At 65.6% G+C, this 25,478-nt stretch carries 26 protein-coding genes; 16 read left to right on the forward strand and 10 right to left on the reverse strand.

Annotated elements, in window-relative coordinates; genetic code table 11:
- The first annotated feature begins 17 nt into the window (after positions 1–17).
- Positions 18–896, forward strand: a complete 879-nt coding sequence (locus D2N39_RS17475) for a glutathione S-transferase (RefSeq protein ID WP_119136055.1) — start codon at positions 18–20, stop codon at positions 894–896.
- 43 nt (positions 897–939) lie between these two features.
- On the forward strand, positions 940–2,460 hold the full coding sequence (locus D2N39_RS17480; RefSeq protein ID WP_119136056.1) for a YifB family Mg chelatase-like AAA ATPase: 1,521 nt from the start codon (positions 940–942) through the stop codon (positions 2,458–2,460).
- Positions 2,461–2,518: 58 nt separating this feature from the next.
- Here the strand turns inward: D2N39_RS17480 and gshB are convergent, their stop codons facing one another.
- The 3 genes from gshB to rsmI are packed head-to-tail and all read right to left on the reverse strand — an operon-like array spanning position 2,519 to position 4,769.
- Positions 2,519–3,463 carry a glutathione synthase gene (gshB, locus tag D2N39_RS17485; RefSeq protein ID WP_119136057.1) on the reverse strand — a complete coding sequence of 315 codons (945 nt, stop codon included), beginning with the start codon at positions 3,461–3,463 and terminating at the stop codon, positions 2,519–2,521.
- 53 nt (positions 3,464–3,516) lie between these two features.
- Entirely contained in the window at positions 3,517–3,888 is a 372-nt protein-coding gene (locus D2N39_RS17490) for a YraN family protein (RefSeq protein WP_119136058.1), read from the reverse strand.
- Positions 3,888–4,769 (reverse strand): 16S rRNA (cytidine(1402)-2'-O)-methyltransferase, encoded by an 882-nt coding sequence (gene rsmI / locus D2N39_RS17495; RefSeq protein WP_119136059.1) that lies wholly within the window; start codon positions 4,767–4,769, stop codon positions 3,888–3,890. The genes D2N39_RS17490 and rsmI overlap by 1 nt, the downstream gene beginning before the upstream one ends.
- Positions 4,770–4,854: 85 nt before the next feature.
- Here rsmI and D2N39_RS17500 point away from each other — a divergent pair, with 85 nt between their 5' ends.
- Genes D2N39_RS17500 through murJ form a run of 3 tightly spaced genes read left to right on the forward strand, consistent with a single transcriptional unit; the run spans position 4,855 to position 10,397 of the window.
- Positions 4,855–6,063, forward strand: coding sequence for a penicillin-binding protein activator (locus tag D2N39_RS17500; protein WP_119136060.1), 1,209 nt, complete (start codon positions 4,855–4,857; stop codon positions 6,061–6,063).
- Positions 6,064–6,098: 35 nt separating this feature from the next.
- Positions 6,099–8,849 (forward strand): [protein-PII] uridylyltransferase, encoded by a 2,751-nt coding sequence (locus D2N39_RS17505; protein WP_119136108.1) that lies wholly within the window; start codon positions 6,099–6,101, stop codon positions 8,847–8,849.
- 3 nt (positions 8,850–8,852) lie between these two features.
- A complete protein-coding gene (murJ, locus tag D2N39_RS17510; RefSeq protein ID WP_119136061.1) occupies positions 8,853–10,397 on the forward strand; it encodes a murein biosynthesis integral membrane protein MurJ in 1,545 nt (514 codons plus the stop codon).
- On the opposite strand, the gene D2N39_RS17515 is transcribed toward murJ, so the two are convergent.
- A complete protein-coding gene (locus tag D2N39_RS17515; RefSeq protein ID WP_119136062.1) occupies positions 10,394–11,086 on the reverse strand; it encodes a rhomboid family intramembrane serine protease in 693 nt (230 codons plus the stop codon). The genes murJ and D2N39_RS17515 overlap by 4 nt on opposite strands.
- Positions 11,087–11,175: 89 nt before the next feature.
- Between D2N39_RS17515 and trpS the strand changes: the two genes are divergently transcribed.
- The gene (trpS, locus tag D2N39_RS17520) at positions 11,176–12,219 is read left to right on the forward strand and encodes a tryptophan--tRNA ligase (RefSeq protein WP_119136063.1); all 1,044 of its coding nucleotides are present in this window, start codon (positions 11,176–11,178) and stop codon (positions 12,217–12,219) included.
- 121 nt (positions 12,220–12,340) lie between these two features.
- On the opposite strand, the gene D2N39_RS17525 is transcribed toward trpS, so the two are convergent.
- The 4 genes from D2N39_RS17525 to D2N39_RS17540 all read right to left on the reverse strand — a co-directional run bounded on the left by D2N39_RS17525 (position 12,341) and on the right by D2N39_RS17540 (position 15,368).
- Positions 12,341–12,796 carry a universal stress protein gene (locus D2N39_RS17525; protein WP_119136064.1) on the reverse strand — a complete coding sequence of 152 codons (456 nt, stop codon included), beginning with the start codon at positions 12,794–12,796 and terminating at the stop codon, positions 12,341–12,343.
- 81 nt (positions 12,797–12,877) lie between these two features.
- Positions 12,878–13,567: a site-2 protease family protein gene (locus tag D2N39_RS17530; protein ID WP_147373510.1), complete on the reverse strand. Its 690-nt coding sequence runs from the start codon at positions 13,565–13,567 to the stop codon at positions 12,878–12,880.
- Between the two features lie 10 nt (positions 13,568–13,577).
- A complete protein-coding gene (locus D2N39_RS17535) occupies positions 13,578–14,453 on the reverse strand; it encodes a branched-chain amino acid aminotransferase (RefSeq protein WP_119136066.1) in 876 nt (291 codons plus the stop codon).
- A gap of 66 nt (positions 14,454–14,519) precedes the next feature.
- The gene (locus tag D2N39_RS17540) at positions 14,520–15,368 is read right to left on the reverse strand and encodes a helix-turn-helix transcriptional regulator (protein ID WP_119136067.1); all 849 of its coding nucleotides are present in this window, start codon (positions 15,366–15,368) and stop codon (positions 14,520–14,522) included.
- A gap of 102 nt (positions 15,369–15,470) precedes the next feature.
- Between D2N39_RS17540 and D2N39_RS17545 the strand changes: the two genes are divergently transcribed.
- A complete protein-coding gene (locus D2N39_RS17545) occupies positions 15,471–16,364 on the forward strand; it encodes a DMT family transporter (protein WP_119136068.1) in 894 nt (297 codons plus the stop codon).
- 3 nt (positions 16,365–16,367) lie between these two features.
- Here D2N39_RS17545 and D2N39_RS17550 read toward each other — a convergent pair whose 3' ends face one another.
- Both D2N39_RS17550 and D2N39_RS17555 read right to left on the reverse strand, forming a co-directional pair.
- Positions 16,368–16,859, reverse strand: coding sequence for a VOC family protein (locus tag D2N39_RS17550; RefSeq protein WP_119136069.1), 492 nt, complete (start codon positions 16,857–16,859; stop codon positions 16,368–16,370).
- A 126-nt stretch (positions 16,860–16,985) separates the two neighbouring features.
- Positions 16,986–18,095 carry a hypothetical protein gene (locus D2N39_RS17555; protein WP_147373511.1) on the reverse strand — a complete coding sequence of 370 codons (1,110 nt, stop codon included), beginning with the start codon at positions 18,093–18,095 and terminating at the stop codon, positions 16,986–16,988.
- A 148-nt stretch (positions 18,096–18,243) separates the two neighbouring features.
- On the opposite strand from D2N39_RS17555, the gene D2N39_RS17560 reads away from it, so the two are divergent.
- From D2N39_RS17560 to D2N39_RS17595, 9 genes are all read left to right on the forward strand, one after another.
- Positions 18,244–18,708 (forward strand): DUF2867 domain-containing protein, encoded by a 465-nt coding sequence (locus tag D2N39_RS17560; protein ID WP_119136071.1) that lies wholly within the window; start codon positions 18,244–18,246, stop codon positions 18,706–18,708.
- Positions 18,709–18,816: 108 nt separating this feature from the next.
- Complete coding sequence (locus tag D2N39_RS22970) at positions 18,817–18,975, forward strand: hypothetical protein (RefSeq protein WP_158589864.1); 159 nt, start codon at positions 18,817–18,819, stop codon at positions 18,973–18,975.
- A gap of 85 nt (positions 18,976–19,060) precedes the next feature.
- On the forward strand, positions 19,061–19,624 hold the full coding sequence (locus D2N39_RS17565; RefSeq protein WP_119136072.1) for a NifU family protein: 564 nt from the start codon (positions 19,061–19,063) through the stop codon (positions 19,622–19,624).
- Positions 19,614–20,222, forward strand: coding sequence for a tRNA (adenosine(37)-N6)-threonylcarbamoyltransferase complex dimerization subunit type 1 TsaB (tsaB, locus tag D2N39_RS17570; protein WP_119136073.1), 609 nt, complete (start codon positions 19,614–19,616; stop codon positions 20,220–20,222). Before D2N39_RS17565 ends, tsaB begins: the two co-directional genes overlap by 11 nt.
- Positions 20,219–20,653 (forward strand): GNAT family N-acetyltransferase, encoded by a 435-nt coding sequence (locus tag D2N39_RS17575; protein WP_119136074.1) that lies wholly within the window; start codon positions 20,219–20,221, stop codon positions 20,651–20,653. Before tsaB ends, D2N39_RS17575 begins: the two co-directional genes overlap by 4 nt.
- A 153-nt stretch (positions 20,654–20,806) precedes the next feature.
- The gene (locus D2N39_RS17580; RefSeq protein ID WP_119136075.1) at positions 20,807–21,802 is read left to right on the forward strand and encodes a BMP family lipoprotein; all 996 of its coding nucleotides are present in this window, start codon (positions 20,807–20,809) and stop codon (positions 21,800–21,802) included.
- Between the two features lie 5 nt (positions 21,803–21,807).
- Positions 21,808–23,376, forward strand: coding sequence for an ABC transporter ATP-binding protein (locus tag D2N39_RS17585; protein WP_119136076.1), 1,569 nt, complete (start codon positions 21,808–21,810; stop codon positions 23,374–23,376).
- A gap of 1 nt (position 23,377) precedes the next feature.
- Positions 23,378–24,472 (forward strand): ABC transporter permease, encoded by a 1,095-nt coding sequence (locus tag D2N39_RS17590; protein ID WP_119136077.1) that lies wholly within the window; start codon positions 23,378–23,380, stop codon positions 24,470–24,472.
- Positions 24,469–25,437, forward strand: coding sequence for an ABC transporter permease (locus D2N39_RS17595; RefSeq protein ID WP_119136078.1), 969 nt, complete (start codon positions 24,469–24,471; stop codon positions 25,435–25,437). Before D2N39_RS17590 ends, D2N39_RS17595 begins: the two co-directional genes overlap by 4 nt.
- Positions 25,438–25,478: the final 41 nt, after the last annotated feature.

The following is a 25,478-nucleotide window of genomic DNA, read 5'->3' on the forward strand; positions in this document are numbered from 1 at the left end:
AAAAGACGGAGCTTTCGATGACCCTTTCCTACGATCTCGCCATCGGTGATCGCGCCTATTCCAGTTGGTCGCTGCGCGGCTGGCTGCTGTTCGAGGCTTTTGGCATTCCTTTCAAACAGCAACGCGCCCGGCTTTATACCGAGGAATTCCCGGCCCTTCTGGCCAATTTCTTCCCCGCCCGCACCGTGCCGGTGATGCGCACGCCCGATGGCGTGGTGGTGGCCGAAAGCCTTGCCATGGCCGAGGAACTCGCCAGCCGCCACCCCGAGGCCGGGCATTGGCCCGCCGATCCGCGCGCCCGCGCCGTCGCCCGCGCGCTGGCGGCCGAAATGCACGCAGGTTTCACAGCCCTGCGCAGCCATTGCCCGATGAACCTGCGGGTTTCCTATGAAACCTGCGAACCGCCCCCCGCGGTGTTGGCCGATCTGGAACGCCTGCAACAGATCTGGGCCTGGGCGCGCAAGGAAACCGGCGCGACGGGAGACTGGCTTTGCGGCCCCTATTCGGTTGCCGATGTTTTCTTTGCCCCGGTCGCGGGCCGGATCGTCGGCTACAACCTGCCGGTGGGGGCGGAAGCTGCGGCCTATGTCGCAGCGCATCTGGCGCATCCCGCCTTCCGCCGCTGGCGGGCGATGGGTATGGTGGACGGGGCCGATCAGCCCTTTTACCGCCGCGAATGGCCGCAGCGCGCATGGCCCGGCCCGGCAGTGATGCCCGCTCGGGCGGTCGAGGGCACCGAGGCCGAAAACGACACCTGCCCCTATTCCGGCAAGCCCGTCACCCATACCCTTGAACTGGACGGCCGACGCTTCGGTTTCTGCAATGCCTTCTGCCGCGACAAGACGGTGGCCGACCCGGAAGCCTGGCCCGCCTTCATGGCCATTTACCGTTCGTAAACCATTCGCCTCTACCCGTTAACGAAGCTGAACGGGGCAGAGCATGGTCGCGCGCACCTTTACCGTCGCCTTCGAAGGGGTCGAGGCCCGCATGGTCGAGGTGCAATGCGCCGTGGCGGCGGGCCTGCCCTCCTTCTCGGTCGTGGGCCTGCCCGACAAGGCGGTGTCCGAAGCCAAGGAACGGGTGCGGGCCGCGCTTGCGACCATGTCGATTGCCCTGCCGTCAAAGCGGATCACGGTGAACCTTTCGCCCGCCGATCTGCCCAAGGAAGGCTCGCATTTCGATCTGCCCATCGCGGTGGCGCTTCTGGCTGCGCTGGAAATCCTGCCACGCGATGAGGTGGAACAGGTGGTCTCGCTGGGAGAACTGTCGCTCGACGGGCGGCTGGTGCCTGTGGTTGGCGCCCTGCCTGCCGCGATGGCCGCAGCCGAAGCCGACCGAAAGCTGGTCTGCCCTCGGGCCTGCGGCGCCGAAGCCGCATGGGTGGGTGCCACGCAGGTTCTGGGCGCCGGAGCACTGGATCAGGTGGTGCGGCATTTCACCGGACAAAGCGCGATCACGCCGGCCGAAGCAGGCGAGATCGCCCGCCCGCCCCAGACCCGTGACCTGCGCGATGTGAAGGGGCAGGAACGGGCGAAACGCGCGCTGGAAATCGCCGCTGCCGGGCGACATCACATGATAATGGTCGGCACACCGGGTTCGGGAAAATCCATGCTGGCGGCCCGGATGCCCGGCATCCTGCCGCCGCTTTCCGCCGCCGAGGCGCTGGAAACCTCGATGATCCACTCGCTTGCCGGACTTCTGGGCGATGGTGGCATCTCGCGTGAACGCCCCTTCCGCGAACCACATCACACCGCTTCGATGGCCGCCATCGTCGGTGGCGGACGCGGCGCGAAACCGGGCGAGATCAGCCTTGCGCATAACGGGGTGCTGTTTCTGGACGAGTTGCCCGAATTTCCCCGCGCCGTGCTGGAAACCCTGCGCCAGCCTATCGAGACCGGGGATGTGGTGGTCGCACGCGCCAATGCGCATATCCGCTATCCCAGCCGCTTCCTGCTTGTGGCCGCCGCCAACCCCTGCAAATGCGGCTATCTCAGCGACCCCTCTCGCGCCTGCGCGCGCGCGCCCGGCTGCGGTGAAGATTATCTTGGCCGCATCTCTGGTCCGCTGATGGATCGCTTCGACCTGCGGGTCGATGTGCCCCCCGTCGCCTTCACCGACCTCGACCTGCCGGCCTCGGGCGATGATTCGTCCACCGTCGCGGCACGGGTCGCCATGGCGCGCGCGGTGCAGAGCCGCCGTTTCGCCGATTACCCCGAGTTGCGGGTGAATGCCGATGCCGAGGGCAGATTGCTGGAAGAGATCGCGACCCCCGACACCGAAGGGCGCGCGCTGTTGACGCGGGTCGCCGAACGCTTCGGCCTGTCGGCGCGCGCCTATCACCGCATCCTGCGCGTCTCTCGCACCATCGCCGATCTGGCCGGCGAGGCAGAGGTACGCAGCCCGCATGTGGCAGAGGCGGTCAGCTACCGTCTGTCGCTGGGCAATCCCCCCGCGCGCTGAACAGGCCCGTCGTCCAGACCGGGAGCGAAAGGCCCCTGGTCAGGCGACGCAGCCGCGTTCAACCCAGACGTTTCGCCTCGATGACCTCCCAGATCCGCGCGGCAGTATTGGTGCCATCGAACCGTTCCAGTTCCTGAATGCCGGTGGGTGACGTCACGTTGATTTCGGTCAACCAGTCGCCGATCACGTCGATCCCGACGAAGACCTGCCCCTTTTCCTTCAGGACCGGACCGATGGTGCGGCAGATTTCCAGATCGCGCTCGGTCAACCCCACCTTTTCGGGCCGTCCCCCGACATGCATGTTCGACCGTGTTTCCCCCGCCTGCGGCACACGGTTGATCGCGCCCACCGGCTCGCCATCGACCAGAATCACCCGCTTGTCGCCCTTGGAAACAGCGGGCAGGAACTTTTGCACGATCAACGGTTCGCGGCTCATCGAGGTGAACAATTCGTGCAGCGAGGCAAGGTTTCGGTCGTTAGGGTCCAGCCGGAACACCCCCGCCCCACCGTTTCCGTAAAGCGGCTTCAGGATGACGTCACCATGCTTTTCCTTGAAGGCGCGGATAGTCCGCAGGTCGCGCGCGATGGCGGTCGGCGGCGTCAACTCCGGGAAACGCAGGACCAGCAGCTTTTCCGGGCTGTTGCGCACCCAGAACGGATCGTTCACCACCAGCGTTTTCGGATGAATCATCTCAAGCAGATGGGTGGTGGTGATATACCCCATGTCGAAAGGCGGGTCTTGCCGCAGCCAGACCACATCGAAATCTGCCAGATCAACTTCGGTTTCCGCACCATAGCTGACATGGTTGCCATGCTCGCGCCGCAACTCGATCGGGTAGCCGCGCGCCATGACCCGGCCTTCGACAAAGGCAAGGTTGTCCGGCGTGTAGAAGAACAGCTCGTGTCCCCTGGCCTGGGCCTCCAGCGCGATACGGAGTGAGCTGTCCGCGTCGATGTTCACCGAACCGATCGGGTCCATTTGCAACGCGACCTTGAGACGCATGGGCAATCCTCCTGCTGACGCCCCTTCCTGCCGCAAGGGGCGGGCCGATGCAATCAGGCTGCGAAGGCGTTTTCCAGAATCTCGATGCGCCCCTGCCCGTCCACCAGCGCTACGTCGAACCGGACAGGCGTCAGCTGGCCCAACGGTTCCCGCGCCAGATATTCCGAGGCCGCCATGTAAATGCGGGCCATCTGGCGCGGCCCGAGATGTTCGGCCGCCTGCGCATGTGTAGCACTTTGCTTGACCTCGATGAAGATGATCTCGGCACCGTCGCGTGCCACAAGGTCGATCTCGCCACCCTGCCCGCGCCAACGCCGGGCGACGATCTGCCTCCCGCCGCGTTCATAGAGCCGTTCAACCGAGCCTTCGGCCGCCGCCCCCGCCTGCCACGCCCTTGCCCCGCGATCTGCCCTCTGGTTCCGCATCAATCCTCTCCGACAAGCTGAAGCGCCCGTTGATAAACCTCACGCCGTGGCAGACCCAGCGCCTCGGCCACCAATGCGGCAGCCTCTTTCACACGATGATCGCGCAGCGCCTGACGCAGCGCGGTTTCCATATCTTCGGCACTGGCCGACCGATCCGGCGCCCGGTCGATCAGCACCACAATTTCCCCCTTGGGATCCTGATCGCCGATCCGGGCACGCACTTCGGCGACCGCGCCGCGCAATACTTCCTCGAATCGCTTGGTCAGTTCCCGGCAGATGACGATCTGTCTTTCATCCCCTGTATGCTGCGGCAATTCATCTAATAATTTCCTAACGCGCTTGGGGCTTTCATACAGGATCACGGTCGCGTCGCTGCGGGCGATGCCGGCCAGGAACTTGCGCCGGGCCTCTCCGGTTTGCGGGGGGAATCCTGCGAACAGAAAACGGTCCGAGGGCAGTCCGGAAACCGTCAGCGCCGCGATGGCCGCCGAAGGGCCGGGGGCGGTATGCACCGGATGGCCTGCTGCGATGGCCGCACGACCCAGCTGAAACCCTGGATCGGCCACCAGCGGCGTTCCCGCCTCCGAGGAATAGGCAACCGAACGCCCCTCGGCCAGTGCTGCAAGCAGACGGGGCCGGGCCTGTTCGCCATTATGATCGTGATAGGCCACCAGCGGGCGGTCGCCCAACGGGATACCGTGAATTTCCATCAGATGCCGCAGGGTGCGGGTATCTTCGGCCGCCAGAACATCAGCGGTCGCCAGAAGATCCAGCGCGCGCAGCGTGATGTCGCGGGCAGCACCGATGGGAGTAGCCACGAAATACAGCCCCGGTGCGGGTTTCGGCGGGGGTCTGCCGGCGGACAGGCGCGGATCGGACATGGGCTGCGGCCTCCAAGTTTACTTCGGCGGCGGTGGCGCGTATTCTCGCCTGCGACCGCTACGCCCTGACAGTGAGGAAGTCCGTATGTTCCCCGTTTTCCGTCTGGCCCGCAAGTCGCTGGCCCGAATGGTGCCGCTGCGCGCCGCCGCCCGCGCGACTGCTGTTGTCGGCGCTGCCGTTCTGGCAGCCTGCGTTCCTGTTGCGGGGCCGGGTGCAGGCGGAGGTCAGCAGATCGACCCCGGCGCGCCGGTGCCGGTGGCGCTGCTGATTCCCTCGGGCTCGGGTCAGGCCAGCGACGAACTTCTGGCGCGCAGCCTTCAGAATGCGGCGCGGCTGGCGATTTCGGATCTGGGCGACGTGAGGATCGACCTGCGCGTCTATCCCACCGCCGGACAGCCGGGCCGGGCGCAGGCGCAGGCGATCAAGGCCGTGGACGAAGGCGCGAAGATCATCCTTGGCCCGGTTTATGCCCAGGAGGCGAATGCAGTCGGGGTGGCGGTCGCAAGCCGGGGCGTGAACGTGCTGTCGTTCTCGAACAACACCGACATCGCGGGGGGCAATGTCTTTGTCCTTGGCCCGACGTTCCAGAACACGGCCGACCGGCTGGGCCGTTTCGCGGTGCGCGCGGGCAAAAGCCGCGTGCTGCTGGTGCATGACCGCAACATCCAGGGCGAAGTGGGCCGCACCGCGATCCAGCGCGGAGTCTCGGCCGCGGGTGGTCAGATCGTCGGTGTCGAATCCTATGAATTCTCGCAGAACGGCATCCTCTCCGCCGCGCCTGCAATCGCCGCCGCAACGCGCAATTCCGGCGCGCAGGCCGTGTTCCTCACCGCCGATACCGCAGGCGCGCTGCCGCTGATCAGCCAGACGCTCCGCGACAATGGTGTCAGCCCGCCCAATACCGCGCTGATCGGCCTGACGCGCTGGGACATTCCGGCCGCCACGCTGAGCCTGCCCGGTGTGCAGGGCGGCTGGTTCGCGTTGCCGGACCCGGCACTCTACAACCAGTTCCAGAACCGCTATCAGGCGGCCTATGGCGAACCGCCGCTGCCGATTTCTGGGTTGGCCTATGACGGGATTGCCGCCATCGGCGCGCTGGTCAAGCAAGGCAACCGCAACGCACTGACGGCTTCGGGGCTGACCCAAGGGTCGGGTTTCGTCGGCGTGAACGGCATTTTCCGCCTGCGGGGCGACGGCACCAATGAACGCGGGCTGGCGGTCGCCACCATCCAGAACGGCCAGATTTCAATCCTCGATCCCGCGCCGCGCAGCTTTGCCGGCGCCGGGTTCTGAGGCCGGGGACAAGCGTGCACCGCGCCGCCCTGTCGATGCAGGACATGCTGCTGCCGGGGGTCGAGATCATCGACCCCCGCGCGCTTTCCAGCCAGATCAGTGCCGCGATCGCGGCCGAAACCGACCCGCGTGAAGCCCGCGCCATAGCCGTCCGCCATCTGGCCGAGGCCAAGGCCACCGCCAATTCGGTGCTGGCGACGGCCTTCGCGGAACGTCCGCTGGAGGCGCGCGCCCTGACGCGGGCGCAAAGCCATCTGACCGACGGTCTGGTCAGCACCGCCTTTGAACTGGCCCGCCACCATTTCCACCCGCTGCCCACCCCGACCGAGGCAGAACGCCTGTCGGTGCTTGCGGTCGGGGGCTACGGGCGCGCGGAAATGGCGCCCTTTTCCGATGTGGACCTGCTGTTCCTGACGCCGTGGAAGATGACCCCCTGGGCCGAAAGCGTGATCGAGACCATGCTTTACATCCTGTGGGATCTGAAGCTGAAGGTCGGCCATTCCTCGCGCACGGTCAGGGATTGCATCCGCCTCGGGCGCGAGGACATCACCATCCGCACCGCGCTGCTGGAACATCGCCACATCACCGGCGACGCCGCGCTGGCGCATGAGTTGGACACCGCGCTCTGGGCCGAGCTTTTCCGCAACTCCGGCCCCGAATTCATCGAGGCGAAGCTGGCGGAGCGGGCCGACCGGCACAAGAGGCAGGGTGGCCAGCGCTATGTGCTGGAACCTAATGTCAAAGAGGGCAAGGGCGGGTTGCGCGACCTGCAAACGCTCTACTGGATCGGGAAATACCTCAACCGTGTGCCGGATGCGGCGGGGCTGGTGCAGGCGGGCCTTCTGACGCAGGACGAATACGAGACCTTCAACCGGGCCGAGAACTTCCTCTGGGCCGTGCGTTGCCATCTGCACTACATCTGCAAGCGCGCCATGGATCAACTGACCTTCGACATGCAGGTCGAGGTGGCAGCGCGCATGGGCTATCACGACAGCGGCGGGCGCCGTGCGGTCGAGGTGTTCATGCAGGATTACTTCCGCCACGCCACACGGGTAGGCGAGTTGACCCGCGTGTTCCTGACGCAGCTTGAAGCCCGCCATGCCAAGCCCGAGGCCGGAATCATGGGCCTGTTCCGCCGCCGCAAATCGGTGCGGGCGGGCTTCCGTCTGGTGCAGGGCCGCATCGACGCGGCCGAGCCGCGCGCCTTCCTTGCCGACAAGCTGAACATGCTGCGGGTGTTCGAGGAGGGGCTGCGCACCGGCTATCTGCTGCATCCCAACATCATGCGGCTGATCGCGGCGAACCTGCGGCTGATCGACGACGAAATGCGCGAAGACCCCGAGGCGCAGCGTATCTTCCTTGACCTGCTGCTGAAGCACGGCAACCCGGAACGGTCCTTGCGGCGGATGAATGAACTCGGCGTGCTGGGCGCCTTCATCCCCGAGTTTGAACCGATCGTGGCGATGATGCAGTTCAACGTCTACCATCATTACACGGTGGACGAACACATCATCCAGTGTATCTCGACCCTTGCGCAGATCGAACGGGGCGAACTGGTCGAGGAACTGCCGCTGTCCTCGGACATTCTGGAAAAGGGCGTAAGCCGCCGGGTGCTTTATGTCGCCCTGCTCCTGCACGACATCGGCAAGGGCCGGCCCGAGGATCATTCGATCCTCGGCGCGCAGATCGCCCGCCGCGTGGCGCCGCGTCTGGGGCTGAACGAGGAAGAATGCGAAACCGTCGAATGGCTGGTGCGCTATCATCTGCTGATGTCCGACATGGCGCAGAAACGCGACATCGGTGATCCGCGCACGGTGCGCGATTTCGCCAAGGCGGTAAAAACCCGCAAACGTCTGGACCTGCTGACCGTGCTGACAGTCTGTGACATTCGCGGCGTCGGCCCCGGCACATGGAACAACTGGAAGGCCATGCTGCTGCGTCGCCTCCACAGCGAAACCGCCGAGGCGCTGGAAAACGGGCTGGAAAACGTCAACCGCGAGCGGCGCGAGAACGAGGCGAAACGCCAGTTGCGCGAGGTTCTGGCCGACTGGGATGCCAAGGATCTGCGGGCCGAGCTGGCGCGGCACTACGCCCCTTATTGGCAAGGCTTGCTGACGGAAACACAGGCGGTCTTTGCCCGGCTCCTGCGCGGGCTGGACGATGCCGAAATCCGCATCGACCTGCACCCGGATCCGGCGCGCGACGCGACGCGGGCCTGTTTCGCGCTGGCCGATCATCCTGGCATCTTCTCGCGCCTTGCTGGCGCGCTGGCACTGGTGGGCGCCAATGTGGTGGATGCGCGGACCTATACGTCAAAGGACGGCTATGCCACGGCCGTCTTCTGGATACAGGATGCCGACGGCCACCCTTACGAGGTCAGCCGCCTGCCCCGCCTGCGCCAGATGATCGAAAAGACCCTGCGCGGCGAGGTTGTCCCGCGCGAGGCGCTGGCCGACCGCGACAAGGTGAAGAAGCGCGAGCGCGAGTTCCGCTTTCCGACCCATATCACCTTCGACAACGAAGGCTCCGAAATCTACACGATCATCGAGGTGGATACCCGCGACCGTCCGGGGCTTCTGTATGATCTGACCCGCACACTGGCGGCGAACAATGTCTATATCGCCTCGGCGGTGATCGCCACTTTCGGCGCGCAGGTGGTGGACAGCTTCTATGTGAAAGACATGTTCGGCCTGAAACTGCACCAGAAACACCGGCAGGAGGCGCTGGACAGGAAGCTGCGCCAAGCCATTGCCGAGGGGGCCAAACGGGCGCAGGCCCAAGGGTAGCACATGACGAAAAGCCTGATCCGCAATGTCGTCACCCTTGGCGGGTGGACGCTTCTGTCGCGCGGTGCGGGATTTGCCCGCGACATCCTGATGGCGAATTATCTGGGCGCGGGCGCGGTGTCGGACGCGTTCTTCGTGGCGCAGTCGCTGCCCAACATGTTCCGCCGTTTCTTTGCCGAGGGCGCCTTCAATCAGGCGTTCGTGCCGATGTTCGCCAAGAAGGTCGAGGCAGGCGAGGATGCGCAGGGCTTTGCGCAAGAGGCGTTCAACGGCATGGCATGGCTGCTGGTGGTGTTCACCATCCTCGGGACAGTAGCGATGCCCGCGCTCGTCTGGGCCATGGCCTCTGGCTTTGCCGGGGACGAACGCTTTGACCTTGCGGTGATCTATGGCCGGATCGGGTTTTCCTACATCCTGTTCATCAGCCTTGTCGCGCTGGTCTCCGGCGTGCTGGTCACCAAGGGCCGGTTCACCGAGGCGGGCTTTGTGCCCGTTCTGATGAACCTCGCCTTCATCGCCGCCATGGGACTGGCCGACTGGCAGGGCTGGAACATGGGAATGACGCTGGCCTGGACGCTGCCGCTGACCGGGGTGATGCAATTCGGCTTCGTCTGGTTTTCGGCCCGCGCCGCCGGGCATACCTTCACCCTTGGCTGGCCCCGGTGGAGCGCGGATCTGAAGCGGCTGGCGATCATCGCAGGCCCGGCGATCCTTGCGGGCGGGGTGGTGCAGATCAACCTGCTGGTCGGTCGTCAGGTCGCCTCGCATACCGAGGGCGCGGTGACATGGCTGTCCTTTGCCGACCGGCTTTACCAATTGCCGCTGGGCGTGGTGGGCATTGCGATCGGCACGGCGCTGCTGCCGGACCTCAGCCGCCGGCTGCGCGCGGGCGATGCCGAGGGCGGGCGGGCGAGCCTCAACCGGGGCGCCGAATTCGCGCTTGCGCTGACCATTCCCGCCGCCGTGGCGCTGGTGGTGATCGCCCTGCCGCTGGTGCAGGTGCTGTTCCAGCGCGGCGCCTTCGGGTCGGACGACGCCGCCAATACCGCACTGGCGCTGGCGGCCTATGGTCTTGGCCTGCCCGCCTTCGTGCTGCACAAGGTGTTCCAGCCGCTGTATTATGCGCGCGAAGACACCCGCAGCCCGTTCCGCTATGCGCTGTGGTCGATGGTGGTGAACCTTGCCTTCGCGATCGGGATGATGCCGGTGATCGGCTTCATGGCGGCGGCGCTGGCCACCACTGTTTCGGGCTGGGTCATGGTCTGGCAGCTCTGGCGCGGATCACGCGCCATGGGACCGGAGGCGCATTTCGACGCCCGTTTCCGCGCCCGGATCTGGCGCATTGTGGTCGCCGCGCTGGTGATGGGTGTCGTGCTCTGGGCGGCCGCGCTGCTGCTGGGGCCTGCGCTGGATGCCGCGCGCTGGCGCTGGCTGGCGCTGGGGGCGCTGGTCGCCAGCGGTATCGTCAGCTACTTCGGCTTCGGCACGCTGATCGGCGCTTTCCGTCTGGCCGAGTTCAAAGCGGCGCTGCGCCGCAAGCGCGCCTAGCGTTCGCGTAACCGCGCCCGCACGCGGGCAAAACCACCGGGGCTGACCACGAAGCTCAGCACGAAGCCGGTGGCGAAGCCCGCGATGTCGGCCACCCATTCGGTGCCGCCGCCGAAAAACACCCCGAACAGCAATTGCGCAAACAGCAGAAAGCCGATCAGCGTGAAGGCGCGATACTGGTTAGCCCCTTCCCCGGCCAGCCGCACCCACAACAGGAAGGTGAAGGCCCCGATCAGCCCGTAGATCGCCGGATAACCACCAACCAGCGGCTGAACCAGACCCGGCACGGCGGCATAGATCCCCGCCGCGGCCGTGGCCGCGCCGAAGAACACCACCAGCACCGCCCACCAGCGGAAGATCTCTCCCACCATCTTGCCCAGCGCCAGCAGCATCACCACGACAAACACCGCATGGGTGAAGCTCGTGTGCACGAAAGGATAGCTGACCAGCCGGATCAGCCCGTCCAACGGCCAGACATGATTTTCCGCCATCCAGCGCAGAAGGTCGGGCGAAAAGGCAAAGCGTTCCATTGCGTCCAGCCGCCAGCCCACGCCGCCCGGCCCGCCCACGATCCCGCGCTGGCCAAGGCTCACCACCACCTCCATCGCCAGGATGGGCAGCACCAGCGCCCAGACCACCCAGGGCAAGGGGTTCAGCGGCGGTTCGGTCAAATCGTCGTGGTTCTGCATCTTCGCCTCATGTCGCGCAGGGCCTTCATTGACGCCCCTTCGCGCCAAAGGTAAGCGGAAGGCACAGCCATTTCCAGACGGAGAACATCATGTCCGAGCCGGTCCAAACGCCTCAGACTTTCACCCCCCGCGTGTTTTCGGGCATCCAGCCTTCGGGTGGCCTGACCCTCGGCAACTATCTTGGCGCACTGAAGCGCTTTGTCGAAAAGCAGGACGAGGGTGGCGAGACGATCTATTGCCTTGTTGACATGCATGCGATCACTGTCTGGCAAGACCCGACCAAACTGCGCCACCAGACGCGCGAGATGGCGGCGGGCTTCATCGCGGCGGGCATCGACCCGGCGCGCTCGATCCTGTTCAACCAAAGCCAGGTGACGGCGCATGTCGAACTGGCATGGATCTTCAACTGCGTCGCGCGGATGGGCTGGATGGGCCGCATGACCCAGTGGAAGGACAAGGCCGGCAAGAACAGCGAGAACGCCTCGCTGGGGCTGTTCGCCTATCCGGCGCTGATGGCGGCCGACATTCTGGCCTACAAGGCCACGCATGTTCCGGTGGGCGAGGACCAGAAACAGCATCTGGAACTGACCCGCGACATCGCGGCCAAATTCAACAACGACTATGGCGTGACCTTCTTCCCGATGACCGAGCCGGTGATCGAGGGTGCGGCCACCCGCGTCATGTCGCTGCGCGACGGGTCAAAGAAGATGTCGAAATCCGATCCCTCGGATCAAAGCCGCATCAACCTGACCGATGACGCCGATTCCATCGCAGCCAAGATCCGCAAGGCCAAGACCGACCCCGAGCCGCTGCCCGACACGCTCGATGGCCTGAAGGACCGGCCGGAGGCGCGCAATCTGGTGAACATCTACGCCGCCCTCGCGGGGATGAGCGCCGCGGATGTGGTGAAGGAATATGCGGGCGCGCAATTCGGCAGCTTCAAACCGAAACTGGCCGAACTCGCCGTGGCGAAACTCTCGCCCATCACGACCGAGATGAACCGCCTGATGCAGGACCCGGCCGAAATCGACCGAATCCTAGGCCGCGGTGCTGCACAGGCCGAAGCCATCGCCCGCCCGATCATCAACGAGGTCTATGACATCGTGGGCATGATCCGCTCGCGCGAGGTGTGATCACTGTTGGTGCGCCCGGCCTCCGGGTGCACCACATCTGCATTTTCTGTCCTTAAATATCCCGGGGGGCGCCGCAGGCGCGGGGGCAGAGCCCCCTCCGCACCCTCCGCCGCTCTGGCCGTCAGGTAATGGCCTCCAGCCGTTCCTTCGACATATCCCCCGGCACGATGGTCACCGGGATCGGCAGGGTGCCCGAATTGCGGCTCAGCGTGGTGACCAGCGGGCCGGGGCCGCTTTTCTCGGTGCCCGCGCCCAGAACCAGCACGCCGATCTGTGTGTCCTCGCGCACTTGCGCAAGGATTTCGTTGGCCGGGTCGCCCTCGCGGATCACCAGTTCCGGGTTCACCCCCTGCTTGTCGCGCATCCACTTGGCGAAGACCTCGAAATGCGCCTCGATCCGCTCGCGCGCCTCGGCGCGCATCAGGTCGGCGACACCCATCCAGTGCTGGAATTCCTCGGGAGGGATGATCGACAGGATCTGCACCCCCGCCCCGGTATGGGCCGCCCGCAGCGCGGCATAGCGCATGGCGTTGAGGCATTCGCGGCTGTCGTCCAGCACGACCAGAAACTTGCGCATCTCTCTCTCCTGCCCGGCGGTATCCCGGTGCGGGCATAGTGGCGGGGCGGCGCCGGCTTGGCAAGCGCGGCCCGTGCCGGGTCAATAATGCGCCTCACCCCGCGCCATGGCCAGATGCAACGCCAGCGACGGGATGAAGAACAGAAGCCAGCCGGTGTTGAGGAAGACCCAGATCAGCATCGGGAACCACAGGATGCAGAACACCACCCCGATGGCCCCTGCGATGCGGATGGCCTGCGCGGGCGGCCAGAACCGCCGAAGACCGATCTGCAACAGCCGCCCACCGTCCAGCGGCAGCACCGGGACCATGTTGTAGAAGAACAGGAACAGGTTCATCGTCGCGGCAAGGCCCAGCCAGGGCACGATGGCAATGCCGAACCGCGCCCAGGACGGGTCGGAAATCGCAAGCTGATACACCGCCTCCTGCCCCAGCCCCAGCACGGCCCAGAGCGCGAGGTTCACCAGCGGCCCCATGGCCACGATCAGCTCGTCCTGCTTGAAACTGCTGCGGCGATGTTCGCAGAAGCCGCCGCCGCCATGCAGCACGATCCGGTTGACCGTCAGACCCTGCACGCGCGCGCCCCATGCGTGGCCCAGCTCGTGCAGGTAGACCGAGGCAATGAGGATGCACAGGAAAATCGCGGTGATGACAAGGCTGCCGCCCCGCATCAGCGAAAATCCTGCCATCATCAGCGCCAGAATGGCGACCGACTGGCGCACCTCGACAGGCACGCCGAACAGGCCACGGAAGCTGAAGACCGTCTGCTCCAAGATCGTGCCGTCAGGCCGCACGGGCCGGGGCGCTGTGCGCCCAGTCCATGTAAAGGCCGCGAATGCGGTCGGTCATGGCACGACTGCGGTATTCGGTGTCGTCAAAGCGCGAAACCGAGGTGACCTTGGCAAAATTGCCCGACAGGAACACCTCGTCCGCCGCCTCGAAATCAGCGAAGGTCAGCACGGTTTCCTGCACCTCAATCCCCTCTGCCCGCATATTGGCGATGTGGCGCGCGCGGGTGATACCCGACAGGAAGGTGCCGTTGGCGATGGGGGTGAAGACCGCGCCATCCTTCACCATGAACACATTGGCCGTGGCGGTTTCGGCCACATTGCCCATGGCATCCGCCACCAGCGCATTGCCGAATCCCTTCTGCTTGGCTTCGACCAGCATCCGGGCATTGTTGGGGTAAAGGCAGCCCGCCTTGGCATTGCAGACCGCATCTTCCAGCACGGGGCGGCGGAAGCGTGTGCGGGTCAGCGTGGTTTGCCCGGTGGCGGGCGGCATCGGCACTTCCTCAAGGCAGAGCGCGAAGCCGGTCGAGTTTTCCGCCGGGGCAACACCCAGATCCGACCCGTCGATGGCCCAATACATCGGGCGGATATAAACCGCCTGATCCGGGCCATAGGCGCGCAGGCCCTCGCGCGCGATTTCCAGCATGTCCTCCACCACCATCGTCGGCGTGATCATCAGCGCCTCGGCCGAACGGTTCACCCGCGCCAGATGGCGGTCAAGGTCGGGAGCGATGCCGTCGAACCAGCGCGCGCCGTCAAAGACCGAAGATCCCTGCCAGATGCCGTGATCGGCGGCACGCATGACGGAAACGTCGCCCTCGTGCCATTTGCCTTCAAAAAAGGTGCGGATGTTCTTGCCGAATGCCATGGGAGGACTCCTTTCCCCGGCACTAAACCACCCGGGCGGGGCAAGGTCCAGCGCGAGGATGTGCGGTTACAATCCCGCGCGCCAGACAGAGGGCGCCACGCCATGCGCCTTACGGAAGGCGCGGGTCAGATGGGCGTGATGGGCAAAGCCGCAGGCGGCAGCCACCTCGGCCAGTGGCTGCCCTTCCGCGATCAGCACCTCGGCTCGCACCATGCGGCGGCGTTCGACCCAGGCGCGCGGGCTGAGGCCAGTGCTGGCGCGGAAGGCGCGCTGGAAGTGGAACTCCGACAATCCGGCGGTGGCGGCCAGATCAGCAAGGCGCAAAGGCTGATCCAGTTCCTCCTCGATCCGGGCGCGCAGACGCCGCAGCGTCGCCGGGGCCAGCCCGCCGCGCCGGGGGGCGGACGCAGCCTGCCCCCAGCCCGGCGCTGTCAGCAGGTGGTGCAAAAGCTCGACCTGTATCCCCCGGCTGGCCAGCACGCCTTCAGCCCGCGCCAGTTGCCCCAGCAGCCCTGCCAGAACCGGGTCATCCGCAAAAGTCACCTCGGGTAGCACCACGGCGGCAGGCGGACGGTCCAGCGTTTCGGCCGCAAAGGCGCGCAGTTCGGCATCGGGGATATAAAGATGTACGAAGCGAAACCGCCCGTCGATCTGCCATTCCGAGCTTGCGCCCTGCGGCATCAGCGACAGCGCACCGGGATGCCCCACGGCGACCTGCCGGTCCACCCGGCGGCTTTTGGTGCCATCTTCTGTATAAAGGCTCAGGACGTGATGGCGGGTTTCTTCATAGCGTACCCGATCCTGCGCATTTTCCCATGCCGCCAGCCCGAAGCCCGCGCCAAGATCGCGCGCGCCCAGCAGTCGCGCGTTGGAGCGGCTGAGGCGTTGGAACACAGAGGCGGCGAGCGTGGTCATGCCGCCAGACTAGCAGCCCGCCCGCGCCGCCGGAACGGGGCGGCGCGTGAATTGCGCAAGATCGTGCAAGCGCGTCCTCGCGCCGCATGGCAGGAAGGCGGCATGACAAACATTGCCCTCTTCGCCGCCACTGTCCTGATCTGGGGAACCACCTGGATCGCCATTGCCTTCCAGATCGGTCCCGTTCCGGTGCTGACCTCGGTATTCTACCGTTTCGCGCTGGCGGCCCTGCTGATGCTGCCGGTCCTGGCGTTGTTCCGGCGACTGACGCCGGTGCCCTTGCGCGCGCATCGCTTCATCCTGCTGCAAGGGGTGTTTTTGTTCTCGGTCAACTTCCTGTGCTTCTACAATGCGACACGGTTCATCCCCTCGGGCCTTGTATCCGTGGTCTTCTCGCTGGCGACGATCTTCAACGCGGTGAATGCGCGGCTGATCTTTGGCGACCGTATCCGCCCGCGCGCCCTGCTGGCGACGGCGCTGGGGGCGGCGGGGCTGGCACTGCTGTTCGCGCCCGATCTCTGGGGTCATGCCGTCGATGTGGATACGCTGAAGGGTCTGGCGCTGGCGGCGGGCGGCACGCTGAGTTTTTCACTGGGCAACATGGTGTCACGCCGGAATTCGGCGGCGGGCATCCCGCCTCTGACCGCGAATGCCTGGGGCATGGGCTACGGCGCGCTGATGCTGCTGGCGGCGATGGCCTTCAGCGGGACGCCGATGGTGGTGCCGCACGAGCCCCGCTATCTGGCGGCGCTGGCTTATCTGTCCATCATCGGCTCCATCGTCGGCTTCACCACCTACCTGATGCTGGTAGCGCGTATCGGCACCGGGCGCGCGGCCTATGCGACCGTGCTGTTCCCGGTGATCGCGCTGATGGCCTCTGCCGTGTGGGAGGGCTTTGTCTGGACGCCGCTGGCCGTGGCCGGGCTGGCACTGACACTGGCAGGGAATGCAGTGATGTTTGCCCCCGCCCGCCGCGCCAGCCCACAGCCGGCCTGACGATCAATCCGCCTCGGACAGCAGCTTGTGCAGATCCAGATGCGCGTTGAACATGGCCAGATTGCCCGCCGCATCACGCGGCCAGTCGGCTTCGTCGCGGTCGCGGTAAAGCTCCACCCCGTTGCCATCGGGGTCGCGCAGATAGATCGCCTCGCTGACGCCGTGGTCGGCGGCACCGTCAAGCTGGATGCCAGCCTCGACCAACCGCTTCAGCACATTGGCCAGCGCCTTGCGGTCAGGATAAAGGAAGGCCGTGTGGTAAAGCCCGGTCGTGCCCGGCGCAGGCGGCTTGCCGCCCTTCGACTCCCAAGTATTCAGGCCGATATGGTGATGATAGCCACCCGCGCCCAGAAAGGCCGCGTCGCGGCCATAGCGCTGGGTCAGCGGAAAGCCGAGGATGTCGGAATAGAAGGCCAGCGCCCTGTCGAGATCGGAGACCTTGAGGTGAACATGGCCGATGCGGGCGTCGGGCGGGGCGATATGCGGGGTGGTCATCGGAAACTCCTGTGCTTTGCCCCAAGGTAGCGCCAGACGGGCTCTGCGATAAGGCGCAGGCGGGCACAGGGTCTGTGCGGAACTGTGCCTGCACCGCCCCATGCGATGCCTTAGAGTCGGAAGCGCCTAGCGCACAGCCCGGCGCAGCAGACGCAGCGCGAGGCTTTGGCCCAGATGACCGGCAAGGCCCGCAAGCGCGGCAATCAGGCCCGCGAGGCTTGCCCCCAGCAGAACGCCGGTCTTGCTGACCCGCAGACCCAGCCGCAGGAACCGGGCCTTGCCCAGCACCTCCACCGCGCCAAGGGTGCGAGGCCCCAGCGCCTCGGCCCCGCGCGCCAGCCGCGCCGCATCGGCGGCATCATCGATATGAGGCATCAGGCGCAGGGCGGTTGTGGGATCAGTGGCCCCCTGCATCCGCACAAGGCCGGTCGCCAGCCCGGTGATCTCGGCCCGCGCGGCCGGACGGATCGCGGCGCCAAGGTCGTCGAGGCTGCGCGCGGCGCGCAGGGCGGCCGGGTCCAGCGCCTCGTCGGCGACGCGCAGCAGCCGTGCGGTGAGGCGCGGGTTCATCAGCCGCATCCCCTTGGCCAGCCGCAGCCCCGAAGCGCCCGCTTTTACCGGAAGGCTGGCCCCGGAGGAGGTGCCGGCCGAGGCAATGGTGAGGGCCGTCGCCCCAAGCCCCACCGCTGATAACGCCAGATCCAGCCGGTCCACCTCGGCCCCCGCCCACCAGTTGCCGGATTGCCGGGCGAGGCCCAGCATGTCGCCCACGGGCGAGAGCGTGACCGGCGCGTTGCAGATCAACCCTTGCGACAGGGAACAATTCCCCATGTCCCAGGCACAGGCGGCGCAATCGGCGGCCAACCGAAGGGGCGCGGTATCCTCGGCCCAGGCGGCTTCAATCCGCCCGACCAATGTGGGGTGCAGCGGCAGGCCCCGTTCAGCCGCCACCCTTTCGACCGCACGCAACGCCACCCAGTCGCTCGGGCTGGCGGCCAGATAGCCCGACAGCAGGCCCGCCACCCGCCCCTCGGTCGCCCGACGGGCAAGGGCGGCATCGACAGCGGCGCGATACTCCTCAGCGCCGCGTTCGACCAACAGATGCAGCGCCGGATCGCGGGCCAGTGCCCGCAGGCTCAGGAAACCGCCCCCCAGCGACGCCAACAGCAGGAGAGCCAGAGCCAGCCGTGCAAGGCGACGGATCGGGGCACGGACAGGGGCATGGCGGCGCGTCATGCCCGCAATCTGGGCATCGCTGCGGCAAAAGGCAAATCGTCGCGCCGCCTTGCCCCGCACGCCGCGCTGCGGCATTCTGAATACAGCAGGAGGCGCGCATGAACACCACCCACGAACCTGACGATACGGCCCTCGCGGGGCGGCGCGCATGACCCCCGCCCTTGTCGCCCCGCGTGACCGGCTGGCCTATTACGCCAGCCAGCATGTCACCCTGCCCCGCGCCCTTGGCCCGCTTGAGGTCTGGAACCGCATCATGGCGGACCCGCTGCCCGGACTGAAACTCGCCTTCCGCATCCGCGACGCGATTTCTTCCCGCTTCGGGGTGGAACGCATCGGCGGTTTCAGTGGCCGCCCGGCGGGTGTGCCAAAACCCGGCGACCGGATGGATTTCTTCACCGTCGAGGCGATCAGCGACGACCAGCTTGTGCTGACCGCCCGCGACCGCCATCTGGATGTGATGATCTCGACCGATTGCAGCGGGCCAGATGTAGCGATCACCGCTTCGGTGGTGACGCATAATCGCTTTGGCCGGGTCTACATGCTGCCAGTCGGGCCAGCGCACCGGCTGATCGTGCGCATCATGCTGAACCGGCTGCGGCGCGGTCTTGGTTGAAGCCATGCCGTAACGGAATTTCGCAATTGCAGCATACGGACTCGATTATCGCCGCAATGCAGCATATATTGACCACAGGGAGGACGGACACGAACGAAAGGTTCCGCCATGTTCATGCGCCTCCGCAAAACCCCCGCAACCCCGGTGCAGCCGGCTCCTGAAAAGCCAGAGGATTCACTGGTCTATTTCTCGCATCAGGCCGACACGCGCCCACTGCGCCCGATGACCGCACTGGAACAGATGTATGCCTATTACACGGACGAGTGATCGGGCGGACAGATTTAGAACGGTTCCAAACTTGACTTGACCGCCCACCGGGCGCATATCCGATGAATACCGTCGGAGATTACCCATGTTCATCCAGACCGAATCGACCCCGAACCCCGCCACGCTGAAATTCCTGCCCGGCCGCGCCGTGCTGGATGTCGGCACTGCCGATTTTCCAAGCGCCGAGGCTGCCTCGAAAAGCCCGCTGGCCAGCCGCATCTTCGCGGTGCCGGGTGTGACGGGCGTGTTCTTCGGCTCGGATTTCGTGACGGTAACCAAGGCGGAAAGCAGCCTTTGGGACCATATCAAGCCCGCGATCCTCGGCGCGATCATGGAACATTACCAGTCGGGTGCCCCGGTGATGCAGGGCGAAGCTTCTGGCGGCGGTCACGCCAGCAATCACGCGGCGGAAGATGACGACATCGTGCGCCAGATCAAAGAGTTGCTGGATACCCGTGTGCGTCCGGCCGTGGCGCAGGATGGTGGCGACATCACCTTCCATGGCTTTGATCGCGGCGTGGTCTACCTGCACATGCAGGGCGCATGCGCGGGCTGCCCCTCCTCGACCCTGACGCTGAAGATGGGGATCGAGAACCTGCTGCGCCACTACATCCCCGAGGTGACCGAGGTGCGCCCCGTTGCCGCCTGAGACCGTTCTGGCCTTCGACACATCGGCCGCGCATTGCGCGGCCGCTTTGCTTTTGCCGGACGGTCGTGTGCTGAACCGGCTGGAACCGATGGAGAAAGGTCAGGCCGAACGTCTGCTGCCGCTGCTAGAGGAGCTTCTGGCCGAAGCCAATATCGGCTGGGGCAATCTGACGCGGCTTGGCGTCGGCACCGGACCTGGCAATTTTACCGGCGTGCGGATCAGCGTGGCGACAGCGCGCGGCCTCGCGCTGGGGCTTGGCGTCCCGGCGATCGGTGTCACACGGCTGGAGGCGCTGGCCGATGGCCTGCCTCGCCCGCTTCTGGTGGCCGAGGATGCAAGGCGCGGTGAGGCCTACGTGCAGGGTTTCGGCCTGCCGGGGCTGGAAACAGCACGGCTGATGCCTGCCAATGCCCTGCCGGAGGCGCCGCATGTCACCGGCAGCGCCCTGCCCGACGCCCTGCCCCCGGCCGTTGCGTTGGCCGAGGCGATTGCGCGGATCGCCGCGACCCGCGCCCCCGGCCCCCGCCCGGCCCCCTTCTACCTGCGCGGAGCCGATGCGGCGCCCCCCGCCGACCCACCGCCTGTGATCCTGCCATGACGCCCGAGGACATGGCCGCCCTGCACGCGCGCTGCTTCACCACGCCCGCCCCCTGGTCGGCGCGCGACTTTGCCGGTCTGGCGACCGATCCCCTGTGTTTCTTGCTGACCGAACCGCAGGGCTTTCTGCTGGGTCGCGCCGTGGCTGGCGAGGCGGAATTGCTGACCCTTGCTGTCCTCCCCGAGGCGCGGCGTCAGGGCATCGGCGCGCGCCTGGTCGCGGGGTTCCTCAACGCCGCGCGGAAGCGGCAGGCCGAAATGGCGTTTCTGGAAGTCTCGGCCGAAAATACCCCCGCAATTGCACTTTACCAGCAGCAGGGATTCGCTCAAAGCGGTTGCAGGCGCGGATATTACGCAGCGTCAGGCGGGCGGCGCATCGACGGGCTGATCATGTCCCGGACAGTTGGCCCTGCCCCGGAATGCAGCAAATGAAGGCATTTTGACCGGAAGATCAAACCCCGGAGCCACATCCCGCGATTCCATCTTGACCGATCCCGGTCTCGCCGCCCTACAATGCTTGCAAGACCCCCGCCCCGTGACTGATGGCAGGGGGCTGGTCACTGTAACGACAACCGGGAGTATTCCATGACCCTGATGAAAACCCTGCTCGGCGCGGCGGCAACGCTGGCGCTGTCTTCGGCAGTAGCTTCGGCCGATCCGGCGATCATCTACGATCTGGGCGGCAAGTTCGACAAATCCTTCAACGAGGCCGCCTTCAACGGGGCCGAAAAATGGGCCAAGGAAACCGGCGGTTCCTACAAGGAACTGGAAATGCAGTCGGAAGCCCAGCGCGAACAGGCGCTGCGCCGTCTGGCCGAATCCGGCGCCAACCCGGTGGTGATGACCGGCTTCGCCTTTGGCGATGTGCTGAACACCGTGGCCCCCGATTTCCCGGATACCAAATTCGCCATCATCGACATGGTGGTCGAACAGCCGAACGTCAAATCGGTGGTGTTCTCGGAACATGAAGGGTCTTATCTGGTTGGCATGATGGCCGCCCTGGCCTCGAAAACCGGCACTGTCGGCTTCATCGGCGGCATGGACATTCCGCTGATCCGCAAGTTCGGCTGTGGTTATGCCCAGGGTGCCAAGGCGGCGAACCCGGATGCGACCGTGATCCTCAATATGACCGGCACCACCCCTGCCGCATGGAATGATCCGGTGAAGGGTGCGGAGCTGGCGAAAGCGCAGAAATCGCAAGGCGCTGATGTGATCTATGCGGCGGCGGGCGGCACCGGGATCGGCGTGCTTCAGGCCGCGGCGGATGAGGGCATCCTGTCCATCGGGGTGGACAGCAACCAGAACCACCTTCACCCCGGCAAGGTTCTGACCTCGATGCTGAAACGTGTCGATGTCGCGGTTTACGAGGCTTTCAAGGAAGGTGCAGACCTCAAACCCGGCTTCAATGTGCTGGGCCTGAAGGAAGACGGTGTGGGCTATGCGATGGACGAGAACAACGCGCCCCTCGTCTCTGACGAGATGAAGGCCGCGGTGGATGCCGCTGCCGAGAAGATCAAGTCCGGCGAACTGGTCGTGCATGACTACATGTCGGACGATACCTGTCCGGCGGCCAATTTCTGATCCGCATGGGCGGCGCAGACATTTCGGGGCGGCAGGCATCTGCCGCCCCCTTCGCAATCGAGTTGCGGGGCATCTCGAAGGCGTTCGGGCCGGTGCAGGCCAACAAGGACATCTCGATCCAGGTCGCAAAGGGGTCGATCCACGGGATCATCGGCGAGAATGGCGCCGGGAAATCGACGCTGATGTCGATTCTGTATGGCTTCTACAAGGCCGATGCGGGCGAGATCGTCATTGACGGCCGCGTCACCTCCATCCCCGACAGCCAGAGCGCCATTCGCGCCGGCATCGGGATGGTGTTCCAGCATTTCAAGCTGGTTCAGAATTTCACGGTGCTGGAGAACGTGATCCTTGGCGCCGAAGAGGGCGGCATGCTGGCGCCCTCTCTGGCGAAGGCGCGCAAGGTGCTGGCCGATCTGGCCCGCGAATATGAACTGGATGTGGACCCCGACGCACTGATCGAGGATCTGAGCGTGGGGCACCAGCAGCGTGTCGAAATCCTCAAGGCGCTGTATCGGCAGGCCGACATCCTCATTCTGGACGAACCGACCGGCGTGTTGACACCCGCCGAGGCGGACCATCTGTTCCGCATCCTCAAAGGACTGCGCGATCAGGGCAAGACCATCATCCTGATCACCCACAAGCTGCGCGAGATCATGGAAACCACCGATACCGTCAGCGTCATGCGGCGCGGCACCATGGTAGCGACAGTGCGCACCGCCGAGACCAGCCCCGAGGAACTGGCCGAGTTGATGGTGGGCCGCAAGGTGCTGTTGCAGGTCGAGAAGAAGCCCGCCACCCCCGGCCAGACCGTGCTGGAGGTCGAAAACCTGCGCGTCCGCGATCCGCAGGGGGTCGAGCGGCTGAAAGGAATCAGCCTGACCATCCGCGCGGGCGAAATCTTGGGCATCGCGGGCGTCGCAGGCAACGGCCAGTCGGAACTGCTGGAGGTGCTGGGCGGCATCGCGCGCGGCACCGGCACCATCCGGCTGAACGGGCGCGAGCTGGATCTGACCGGCCGCCATTCCGATGGGCAAAGCCGTCGCGCCGATGGCATCGCCCATGTGCCCGAGGACCGGCAGGTTCTGGGGCTGATCATGGATTTCACGGCGTGGGAGAACGTGGCCTTCGGCTATCACCATGCGCCGGAATATCAGAAGTCGGCGCTTTTGATGGACAATGATGCCATCCGCGCCGATTGCGAAAAGAAGATGGCGACCTTCGACGTGCGCCCGCCGATCCCGACACTGGCCGCCAAGAATTTCTCGGGCGGTAACCAGCAGAAGATCGTCGTCGCACGTGAGATCGAGCGCAATCCCGACCTGCTGCTGGTGGGGCAGCCGACGCGCGGCGTGGACATCGGCGCGATCGAGTTTATCCACAAGCAGATCGTCGCGCTGCGCGACGCGGGCAAGGCAGTGCTGCTGGTCTCGGTCGAGCTGGATGAGATCATGTCGCTCGCCGACCGTATCGCGGTGATGTTCGATGGCCGGATCATGGGTGAACGACTGCCCGACCAGACGAACGAACGGGAACTGGGCCTGTTGATGGCCGGTGTCAGCGGGGAGGCCGCGTAACATGGGCCGGATGCCGAAATGGGCCGATGCGGTGCTGGTGCCGCTGTTGAGCCTGATCATCGCTTTCGTGATTTCGGGTCTCGTGATCCTCGCCATCGGCGAAGATCCCGTCGAGGCGCTGAAGATCATGGTCACCGGGGCGCTGGGGTCCACCTATGGCTGGGGTTATACGCTTTACTACGCCACCAACTTCATCTTCACCGGGCTGGCAGTGGCCATCGCCTTCCACGCCGGGCTGTTCAACATCGGCGGCGAAGGACAGGCGACGCTGGGCGGGCTGGGCGTGGCCATCGCCTGCCTGATGCTGCCCTGGCCGCACTGGAGCCTTGCGCTCCTGGCCTCGGTCGTGCTGTCGGCAGCCTTTGGCGCGGCATGGGCGGCGGTGCCAGCCTGGCTGCAAGCGAAACGCGGCAGCCATATCGTGATCACCACGATCATGTTCAACTTCATCGCGGCGGCACTGCTGAACTATCTGCTGGTCAATGTCATGCGCCCGCGCGGCCAGATGGACCCGGCCTCGGCCCGTTTCCCGGCAGAAACCAACTTGCCCGACCTGCATCAGATGCTGGGCTGGATCGGTATTCCCTTTGCCAAGGGCACCCCCGCCAATGTGAGCCTTTTTGTCGCGCTGATCGCCTGCGTGGTGGTCTGGGCAATCATCTGGCGCACGCGACTGGGTTATGAAATCCGGTCTTTCGGCAAATCGGAAAAGGCCGCGATCTATGCCGGTATCTCCCCCGTGCGCATCACCATGTATGCGATGCTGATTTCCGGCGCGCTGTCGGGTCTGATGGCAGTGAACACCGTGCAGGGCGAGGCAAACCGGCTGCTGCTGAACAGCGTCGAGGGTGCGGGCTTCATCGGCATCGCGGTGGCGCTGATGGGGCGCAGCCATCCGGTCGGCGTGTTCTTCGCGGCACTGCTGTTCGGCTTTTTGTATCAGGGCGGCGCGGAACTGGCGCTGTGGACGAAGATCCCGCGCGAGTTGATCACTGTCATTCAGGCGCTGGTCATCCTGTTCACCGGCGCGCTGGATGAAATGGTGCGGGCGCCGCTGAAGCGGATGTTCCTTGCGTCAGGCCGGGGGGGGCAATGATGGATTTCGCAGCGCTGATCCAGCTTCTTGATTCCACGGTGCGACTGGCCACCCCCTTGCTGCTTGCCTGTCTGGCGGGGCTTTATTCCGAACGATCCGGCGTGTTCGACATCGGGCTGGAGGGCAAGATGCTGATCGCGGCCTTCGCCTCGGCGGCGGCGGCGGCGGCAACAGGATCCGTCTGGCTGGGGCTGTTGGCGGGGATATTCGCCTCGCTGATGCTGGCGGGGCTCCATGGCCTGGCCTCTATCACCTTCCGGGGCAACCAACTGATTTCCGGGGTGGCCATCAATTTCCTTGCCTCTGGCCTGACCGTTCTGCTGGGGCAGAAATGGTTCGGGCTGGGCGGGCGCACCCCCTCGCTGGAAGGTGCCGCACGGTTCGAGCCGATCACCCTGCCTTTCGCGGGCAGCCTTGCACCCGTGCCGGTGCTGGGACCGATCTATTCGGAACTGATCTCGGGCCATTCGATCCTCGTCTATGTCGCCATCGCGCTGGTTCCGGCTTCGGCCTGGCTGCTGTATCGCACCCGCTTTGGCCTGCGGCTGCGGGCGGTGGGCGAAAACCCGGCGGCGGTGGATACGGCCGGCGTGTCCGTCACCGGCATCCGTTATGCGGCGGTGGCGATCACCGGCATTCTTTGCGGTCTGGCGGGGGCATACCTTTCAACGGCACTGGCGGCGGGCTTCGGACGTGAGATGACGGCCGGCAAGGGTTTCATTGCCCTGGCCGCGCTGATCTTCGCCAAATGGCGGCCATGGTATGCGCTGGCGGCCTGCATGCTGTTCGGCCTGCTGGAGGCGGTGTCGATCCGGTATCAGAGCATCGACCTCGGCTTCGTGATGATCCCGGTGCAGTTCACCCAGGCGCTGCCCTATATCCTGACCGTGGTCATTCTGGCGGGTTTCATCGGCAAGGCAGTCCCGCCGCGCGCGGGCGGCGAGCCTTATGTGAAGGAACGCTGATCGCGCCGCAGCGCGGCAAGGATGCAACGTGCGACAGTCCG

The sequence above is a fragment of the Gemmobacter lutimaris genome, assembly GCF_003570715.1.
Classification (GTDB): Bacteria; Pseudomonadota; Alphaproteobacteria; order Rhodobacterales; family Rhodobacteraceae; genus Gemmobacter; species Gemmobacter lutimaris.

Excerpts from the sequence above, each read along its gene's own strand:
- D2N39_RS17565 (WP_119136072.1), top strand. The coding sequence starts at position 19,061 with ATGTTCATCCAGACCGAATCGACCCCGAACCCCGCCACGCTGAAATTC.
- D2N39_RS17545 (WP_119136068.1), top strand. The coding sequence starts at position 15,471 with ATGACAAACATTGCCCTCTTCGCCGCCACTGTCCTGATCTGGGGAACC.
- D2N39_RS17535 (WP_119136066.1), bottom strand. The coding sequence starts at position 14,453 with ATGGCATTCGGCAAGAACATCCGCACCTTTTTTGAAGGCAAATGGCAC.
- trpS (WP_119136063.1), top strand. The coding sequence starts at position 11,176 with ATGTCCGAGCCGGTCCAAACGCCTCAGACTTTCACCCCCCGCGTGTTT.
- D2N39_RS17480 (WP_119136056.1), top strand. The coding sequence starts at position 940 with ATGGTCGCGCGCACCTTTACCGTCGCCTTCGAAGGGGTCGAGGCCCGC.
- murJ (WP_119136061.1), top strand. The coding sequence starts at position 8,853 with ATGACGAAAAGCCTGATCCGCAATGTCGTCACCCTTGGCGGGTGGACG.
- D2N39_RS17540 (WP_119136067.1), bottom strand. The coding sequence starts at position 15,368 with ATGACCACGCTCGCCGCCTCTGTGTTCCAACGCCTCAGCCGCTCCAAC.
- D2N39_RS17475 (WP_119136055.1), top strand. The coding sequence starts at position 18 with ATGACCCTTTCCTACGATCTCGCCATCGGTGATCGCGCCTATTCCAGT.
- D2N39_RS17585 (WP_119136076.1), top strand. The coding sequence starts at position 21,808 with ATGGGCGGCGCAGACATTTCGGGGCGGCAGGCATCTGCCGCCCCCTTC.
- D2N39_RS17500 (WP_119136060.1), top strand. The coding sequence starts at position 4,855 with ATGTTCCCCGTTTTCCGTCTGGCCCGCAAGTCGCTGGCCCGAATGGTG.
- D2N39_RS17580 (WP_119136075.1), top strand. The coding sequence starts at position 20,807 with ATGACCCTGATGAAAACCCTGCTCGGCGCGGCGGCAACGCTGGCGCTG.
- D2N39_RS22970 (WP_158589864.1), top strand. The coding sequence starts at position 18,817 with ATGTTCATGCGCCTCCGCAAAACCCCCGCAACCCCGGTGCAGCCGGCT.
- D2N39_RS17595 (WP_119136078.1), top strand. The coding sequence starts at position 24,469 with ATGATGGATTTCGCAGCGCTGATCCAGCTTCTTGATTCCACGGTGCGA.
- D2N39_RS17575 (WP_119136074.1), top strand. The coding sequence starts at position 20,219 with ATGACGCCCGAGGACATGGCCGCCCTGCACGCGCGCTGCTTCACCACG.
- D2N39_RS17555 (WP_147373511.1), bottom strand. The coding sequence starts at position 18,095 with ATGACGCGCCGCCATGCCCCTGTCCGTGCCCCGATCCGTCGCCTTGCA.
- rsmI (WP_119136059.1), bottom strand. The coding sequence starts at position 4,769 with ATGTCCGATCCGCGCCTGTCCGCCGGCAGACCCCCGCCGAAACCCGCA.
- D2N39_RS17515 (WP_119136062.1), bottom strand. The coding sequence starts at position 11,086 with ATGCAGAACCACGACGATTTGACCGAACCGCCGCTGAACCCCTTGCCC.
- D2N39_RS17525 (WP_119136064.1), bottom strand. The coding sequence starts at position 12,796 with ATGCGCAAGTTTCTGGTCGTGCTGGACGACAGCCGCGAATGCCTCAAC.
- gshB (WP_119136057.1), bottom strand. The coding sequence starts at position 3,463 with ATGCGTCTCAAGGTCGCGTTGCAAATGGACCCGATCGGTTCGGTGAAC.
- D2N39_RS17550 (WP_119136069.1), bottom strand. The coding sequence starts at position 16,859 with ATGACCACCCCGCATATCGCCCCGCCCGACGCCCGCATCGGCCATGTT.
- D2N39_RS17505 (WP_119136108.1), top strand. The coding sequence starts at position 6,099 with ATGCAGGACATGCTGCTGCCGGGGGTCGAGATCATCGACCCCCGCGCG.
- D2N39_RS17490 (WP_119136058.1), bottom strand. The coding sequence starts at position 3,888 with ATGCGGAACCAGAGGGCAGATCGCGGGGCAAGGGCGTGGCAGGCGGGG.
- D2N39_RS17590 (WP_119136077.1), top strand. The coding sequence starts at position 23,378 with ATGGGCCGGATGCCGAAATGGGCCGATGCGGTGCTGGTGCCGCTGTTG.
- D2N39_RS17560 (WP_119136071.1), top strand. The coding sequence starts at position 18,244 with ATGACCCCCGCCCTTGTCGCCCCGCGTGACCGGCTGGCCTATTACGCC.